6 protein-coding genes and 1 pseudogene are annotated in these 6,401 nt (G+C 69.2%); 3 read left to right on the forward strand and 4 right to left on the reverse strand.

Annotated features, from left to right (window positions below; genetic code table 11):
• Positions 1-140: 140 nt before the first annotated feature.
• Positions 141-518: pseudogene (locus ACGF12_RS28190) on the reverse strand (serine hydrolase); the annotation flags it as partial.
• A 125-nt stretch (positions 519-643) separates the two neighbouring features.
• Between ACGF12_RS28190 and ACGF12_RS28195 the strand changes: the two are divergent.
• Entirely contained in the window at positions 644-1,804 is a 1,161-nt protein-coding gene (locus ACGF12_RS28195; RefSeq protein ID WP_393035788.1) for an RNA-guided endonuclease InsQ/TnpB family protein, read from the forward strand.
• A gap of 515 nt (positions 1,805-2,319) precedes the next feature.
• On the opposite strand, the gene ACGF12_RS28200 is transcribed toward ACGF12_RS28195, so the two are convergent.
• The 3 genes from ACGF12_RS28200 to ACGF12_RS28210 all read right to left on the reverse strand — a co-directional run bounded on the left by ACGF12_RS28200 (position 2,320) and on the right by ACGF12_RS28210 (position 4,975).
• Entirely contained in the window at positions 2,320-3,618 is a 1,299-nt protein-coding gene (locus ACGF12_RS28200) for an MFS transporter (protein WP_393035791.1), read from the reverse strand.
• Between the two features lie 221 nt (positions 3,619-3,839).
• Positions 3,840-4,307, reverse strand: a complete 468-nt coding sequence (locus tag ACGF12_RS28205) for a hypothetical protein (RefSeq protein WP_393035794.1) — start codon at positions 4,305-4,307, stop codon at positions 3,840-3,842.
• A gap of 233 nt (positions 4,308-4,540) precedes the next feature.
• Positions 4,541-4,975: a hypothetical protein gene (locus tag ACGF12_RS28210; protein WP_393035797.1), complete on the reverse strand. Its 435-nt coding sequence runs from the start codon at positions 4,973-4,975 to the stop codon at positions 4,541-4,543.
• A gap of 217 nt (positions 4,976-5,192) precedes the next feature.
• On the opposite strand from ACGF12_RS28210, the gene ACGF12_RS28215 reads away from it, so the two are divergent.
• Positions 5,193-5,414 carry a hypothetical protein gene (locus ACGF12_RS28215; protein ID WP_393035800.1) on the forward strand — a complete coding sequence of 74 codons (222 nt, stop codon included), beginning with the start codon at positions 5,193-5,195 and terminating at the stop codon, positions 5,412-5,414.
• 174 nt (positions 5,415-5,588) lie between these two features.
• Complete coding sequence (locus ACGF12_RS28220; protein ID WP_393035803.1) at positions 5,589-6,278, forward strand: alpha/beta fold hydrolase; 690 nt, start codon at positions 5,589-5,591, stop codon at positions 6,276-6,278.
• Positions 6,279-6,401 lie beyond the last annotated feature (123 nt).

Below are 6,401 nucleotides of genomic sequence, written 5' to 3' on the forward strand. Positions count from 1 at the left end.
CGGGGGGGCGGCGCGGCGCCCGCCCGGGCCCCCCCCCCCCCCGACAGCGGATGGTGCGGGGTTCAGTTTGTGGGGGTACGGGGGCGGTACGTCCTCCCCACTCCTCTTTCGTTGTGCGGGTTTCGTTGTGCGGGCCGGTGTCAGTCCTCGATCGCCTGGTAGACCGTGGTCCAGAAGTCATGGATCAGCCGCGCCGAGTGCGGCACGGACATCCCTACCTGGGTGAGCACGATGCCGACGAGCCCGTTCTCCGGGTCGGCGTAGGTCGAGGTGCCGCTCCCGCCGTCCCAGCCGAACTGGCCGACGGGCGCGTAGTCACCGCGGTAGGTGCGCACCGCCATCCCGAAGCCCCAACCGCCGTGCTGGCCCTGGCCGTACGAGAGGTGGACGTTGTCGCGGGCCAGGGCGGTGCGGGCGGCGGTCTGCTCGGGCGAGAGGCGGTTGGTGGTCATCAGCTCGACGGCGGGCCGGGACAGGATCCGATCGTTGCCGTGCACCCCGTGGTTCAGCATGATCTGGCGAGGGGCCCCGGCCCTTCAGAGCCGGGAGGAATCGCTTCCTTGGCCCGGAGCCGCGAAGCGGCGGAGCTCTCTGCGTCACCGCTCGGCCGGGCGTTGTCAGTGCCTCCTTGTAGGTTGCCGGTATGAAGACCGTGACGTGGGTGAAGCTCCTGCCGACGCCTGATCAGGCGTCGGCTCTGGGGTGCACCCTGAGCACGGTCAACGAGGCGGCGTGCTGGGTGTCCGGTGTCGCGTTCGAGCGCGGTGTCCCGCGTGAGTACGAGCTGCGCAAGCACACCTATGCCGAGTTGAAGGCCCGTGGGCTCGGGGCGCAGGCCGCGCAGCACGTGATCAAGAAGGTCCGTGATGCCTACACGACGTTGAAGGCGAACATCCGGGCCGGGAACCTCGGCAAGCCGGGAAGTAAGCGTCGCATAAAGGCCGAGTCCAAGCCGATTGCCTTCCGGCCCGAGTCGGCCCAGCCTTACGATGACCGGTGCCTGTCCTGGCAGTTGGACGTGCGGACCGTGAGCATCTGGACCACGTCCGGACGGCTCAAGGACGTGCGGTTCGCGTGCTCCTCGGATGCCCTCAAGACTCTTCGGGATCACCGCAGGGGCGAGAGTGATCTGATCCGGCGTGACGGCGTATTCTATTTGATTGCCACCTGTGACGTACCCGAGGCGCCGCTCAACGCGAACCCTGCCGGGTTCCTCGGCGTGGACCTCGGGATTGTCAACATCGCCGCCACCAGCGACGGCACCCGGCACGCCGGGCGTGGCCTGAATCGACACCGTAAGCGGCAGCTCGATCTGCGCCGCAAATTGCAGGCGAAGGGAACCAAGTCCGCGAAGCGGCTGCTCAAGAAGCGTGCCAGGAAGGAAGCCCGGTACGCGGCGGACGTTAACCACTGCATCTCCAAGTCCATCGTCACAACCGCTGAACGCACCTCACGCGGTGTCGCTCTGGAGGACCTGAGCGGCATCCGCGAGAGGGTACGGCTGCGCAAGGATCAGCGGACCTCTCTGCACTCGTGGAGCTTCCACCAGCTCGGCCAGTACATCGCGTACAAGGCCAGGCGAGCCGGTGTGCCGCTGGTGTACGTCGATCCGGCGTACACCAGCCGGCAATGCTCCGAGTGCGGACACATCGACCGGAAGAACCGGCCGAACCAATCCGAGTTCGCGTGCCGCGCCTGCGGCGTCATGATGCACGCGGACTACAACGGTGCCCGCAACATCGCCGCTCGCGGCGCTGCCGCGTGGACAGCGGGGCGTCAGTCATGCGTCCCAGAGCCGGCCTAACGGCAGCTCTCAGACGTGGGGGGCCACGCGACAGCCAGCCGCGCCCTACCCACAAGCCCGGTCCTTTAGGCCGGGTCAAGTTGACCAGCATCCGGAAGTAGGCGTGGTAGCGACGCCTGGTGAACGCCGCGAGCGCTATGTCATGGGCGACGACATCTGGCTCCGCTCCGCCCTCGCCGCGACGCAGATGAACGACGCCTTGATCGCAGCGTCACAGTGCGGGGCGGAGGTTTTCGGAGCCGCCACTCCGGCGGGCGCCCGTTTCGCCGTCTCTGCGGAGCTCCTGCTCATCATGAGCGAGGCCCTCCAGCACGTGATGGATCGCTCGCCAACGGGTAGCCGAGCGGGCGCAGTGGCCACCTGCTAGGAGACGCCCGTGCGCGCGGCGAGTTCCCGAACGGCGGGTACATTGCGTTCACGTACTAGTCAATGCTGAAGAGTGGCTTTATGGCCATCCATGCAGGGCATATTGATGCCGCGTTGCAATGAGCTGAGAGTGAACGCACGCCTCCTGATCACCCGCGCGATCTGGACCCGGCGTCGCGGGTCGCCCGGTCCACCGGCCTGGCGAGCGCTCGACGATTCCCACGGGCCCGCACGGCGGCGGCCACGAGGGCGAGGGCGATGGTGGCGGTTCCCGAGGCGGCCAACACCTGTCGGGGCCCGATCGCGGCGGTGAGGGGGCCGCCGAGGGCGGTGCCCGTGGGCGCGGCAGTGAGAAGGGTGGCGCTTCGGGCGGCCAGGACGGTGGTCAGCCCGGCTGCCGGGGTGCGGTCCTGGAACAGGGTGAAGGACAGCGCGGTGAAGGGTCCGTAGATCACGCCGCCCAACGCGAAGCAGATGACGGAGACGGATGTCGGCACCCCCAGGCCGATAGGCACGAGGGCCAGACCCCAGCCGACGACGATGCCCAGGGTGACCGGCCAGAGCGGGAGCCTGCGCAGGGTGCCCACGGTCAGGGCGCCCAGAACGGCGCCGACACCGAAGAGTGTCCAGTACAGCCCGAGAAGGCTCGCGCCGGAATGGAGATCACCGGTGACATGCAGCGGGAGCGCGACCTCCACCGGTCCGTACAGGAAGTTGAAGAACCACGTCAGGGCGAGAACCCCGAGTAGCTCGGGCTGACGGCGCAACAAATGCAGGCCGGCCACTGATCGGCCGATGCCGATCGGCGCGGTCGTCGCGGCCTCCTCGGCCTTGGAGCCCAGCCGTCCGACCTGCGCGGCGAGGACGGCGAAGGACACGGCATCGAGGCCGACGATCCAGGCGGGACTGGCGACTGTCGCCAGGAAACCGGCGAGCGCGGGGCCGACGACGACGGACGCCGAACTGCTTGAGCTCGCCAGCGCGTTCGCGGCCAGACGCTGCTCCGGCGGAACCATCCGGGCGAGCAGCGCGTACTTTCCCGCACTGCCCCAGGCGTGCAGCACCGACGATCCGGCAAGCAGGACGACATAGAGGACCGGGTGCAGCGTGCCCGTGGCCCAGGCCACGGGCACGCATCCGAGAAGCAGCGCGCGGACCCAACTGTCGGCGGCCAGCAGTCGTCGGGGAGGCAGGCGACGCAGACAGCGGCCGAAGAGCAGCGAACCGGCGGCGCCCGGAAGGGCATAGGCGGCAATCGCAGCGCCCACAACGAGCCCGGACCGATCGGGAGGCGCGATCAGGACGGCCAGCCACGCCACGGCGACCATGCTCATCCCATCGCCGAGGTCGGAGGCCGCCAGGGCTGGCAGGAGTCGCCGGAAGTCGCGATAGGCGAACAGTGGCTGATACGTCTGTGGCAGTAGGCGAGTGCCCGACGGGAGAGTCACCCGGCCAGACTCGCGGTTCAAGCGCGCTTGAGGTCAAGGGACTTCCGCGCCGTAGCGGGCCGGGTTCACGCGCCTCCGAGGGCCGGCCCTCCTGGGCACTGGCGCCCGCCGCGTAGCACCGAGACACCGCGCTTCCGCTGACGTGCACAGGAGAGGAGTGGGAAGTCGGTGTGGCCGACTTCCCACTCCTCAGTCGTTACGCATCATGGAGTGACACGTGGTCAGCAGGCGTCGGCCATGACGATGATTCCGCCGACGGCCGCGATTCCGCCGAGAATGCCGTCGATGACCACGCCTGCCAGGATGGAGAACGCGCCGATGGCGCACATCGTGCCGTCGCTCTCGTCGGCGGGAGACTTCAAGCGGGTGATCCGGTTCTGAAGAAGCGGAACGATGCCGCCGTCGGCCTTCACCAGTGCGTCGACGGACGTCTGTACGGCGAGTGGGGTGAATCCCTTCACCGCCTGCGTGAGGGTGTCGGCTCCGATCCGGTCGATGAAGCCGAGCGCGAAGTCCGCATCGAGCTGGGCTCTGGCCTGTGCGCTCCTGTCGAGCAGGCGTTGCCTCGAAGCCTGGTCCGGCGGGCCCTCTTGGAGGGCGGCCTCGGCGGTGAGGGCGTTCAGCGCGTCCTGGACCATCTTCGTCCAGCGCTGGCGCTCGGCGTCCGTGAGCGGCGGGTTGCTCGTCATTCTCTCCTCCATGGGTAGCGGATCCGGGCTGCCCGGGCGCTGCACCCGGGCAGCCGGCCGCTGTGCAGCACCGCTGCCGACGCTAACCATCGACCGCCCGGGCCACCTGCCGACGGGACCCGTGCGAGTGACGCGCGGAGCCCGTTCAGGGTGTGGACGCGGCGAGAAGGGCATCCATGGGTCGGAGAGCCCCCCGATCTCTTCACGCGGGGCCTGCCAGTGGTGCCGGGCGCTCAAACTCCACGCCGCTGACCGGGCCAGAGATCCTCATAGGCGGCGTCCATGAACTCGACCTGTGCCCTGCCCAGTTCGGATGCGCCCGCTACGCCGCCGTGGGCGGCTTCCGCCAGACGGGCGGCATAGCGGTAGGTGGCACCCCGCAGTGGCTCGGTCCTGGCCGCCAGATCGATCTCCGCCTGCGCCAGCCACAACTCACTCACGAGCTGATCAAGCACACCACCGACCGCGCGTTCGCCGTTGGGCGGGCGGGCGGCCTCCTTCTCCACCCGGAACGCGACGGCCAGGAACTTGAGGATCACGTCCTTGAGCTCGGCGCGGTGCGCGGCCGCCTGCTGGACCGCGAGTTGCCGAGTGCTCGCCCGTGACACCAGGTACTGCCCGACCAGTGATCCGACCGCACCAAGTGCAACTCCCGTCAGGGACAGCATCGCTGGTCCCAGATCCCCCCAAGATCCCATGCCTGCAGTCTCTCAGCACGGCTCCGCCCCCATCCAGCGACTCCGAAATCCGGGCACGCCCCGATGAGCGGGCACGCCTTGACGTGTCACCCGAGAGCGACGTTCGTGATGCCTCACCTCTGAAACCCGCTTGCCACAACCGAAGGGGCTGCATCTGGAGTCGCTGCCGTAGCCCAGGCCGGAGAGCGTGCAGGTGCTGATCCACGACGAGGAGGACGACTGCTTCGGGCTATGGATGATGCGGGACGGCGTCCTGGCCGAGGTGCCGCTTCCCGGCTACAGGCGCCTCCATCCCCCGGCGCCGGCCACCGACGAGTTCCCGCCCGGCCCGGGACTGCTGTGGCGGACCGAGACGGCCATCCCGGCGGGATTCTCCACGTCGCGCCAGGAGCGACGTTCCGCCTGGTAAGAACCACGATGTGAGGAAGCTAATCTCCAACTCGCTTTCTAGTCCGGCGATTTGACGTTCATTGAGTCTTTGGCGACCGGGTGGGCCCTTCGGCGGGGCGCAATCGGCCCCGACATCACGCTTGCAGGTTCAGTAGCCTGGCTGGTGGACCAACGACGTTGAGGGGACTGGCCGGTGGCGACTTACGTACTGATCCATGGCGGGGCTGCTGACTCCTGGTGCTGGGAGCCGCTGGCCGCCGAGCTGCGCGACCGGGGCCACGAGGTGGTCGCGCCCGACCTGCCGTGCGACGACGAGTCGGCCGGGCTCGCGGAGTACGCGGACGCGGTGGTCGAGGCGATCGGCGATCGCGGTGAACTCGTCGTCGTTGCCCACTCGTTCGGCGGATTCACCGGCCCCCTGGTGTGCGATCGGGTGTCGGCGGACCTGCTGGTGATGCTCCAGGCCCAGGTGCCGGCCCCGGGCGAGTCGCCGGGTGAGTGGTGGGACAACACGGGGTACGGGCCGGCGCGGCGGGAAGCCGATCTGGGTAGGGGCATCACGGAGGACATCGAGGAGGACCCCATCTCCTTCTACCTGCACGACACTCCGGCCGCCCTGGCCGCCGAGTTGCTGGCGGAGCACCAGCGGAACCAGACGGCGACGCCGTTCGGGAAGCCGTGGCCGCTGAACGCGTGGCCGAAGGTGCCCACCAGGTTCCTGATGGCGTCCGATGACCGGTTCTTCCCGGCGGAGTTCATGCGGAGGGTGGTCGTCGAACGGCTCGGCTTCCAGCCGGATGAGATGCCCGGCGATCACCTCCCGATGCTCGGACACCCGAAGGAGCTGGCCGAGCGCCTGGAGGCGTACCGCGCCGAGCTTTGAGCGGACCGGCGATTGCTCGGAGGAGTGGGGGGTGGGGGGGGGGGGGGGGGGCCCCCCGGGGGGTTGGGGGGGGGGGGGGGGGGGGGGGGTTTGGGGGGGGGGCCCGGGGCGCCAGGCGGGGCG

The sequence above is a fragment of the Kitasatospora sp. NPDC048296 genome, assembly GCF_043201815.1.
In the GTDB taxonomy this organism is placed as follows: domain Bacteria; phylum Actinomycetota; class Actinomycetes; order Streptomycetales; family Streptomycetaceae; genus Kitasatospora.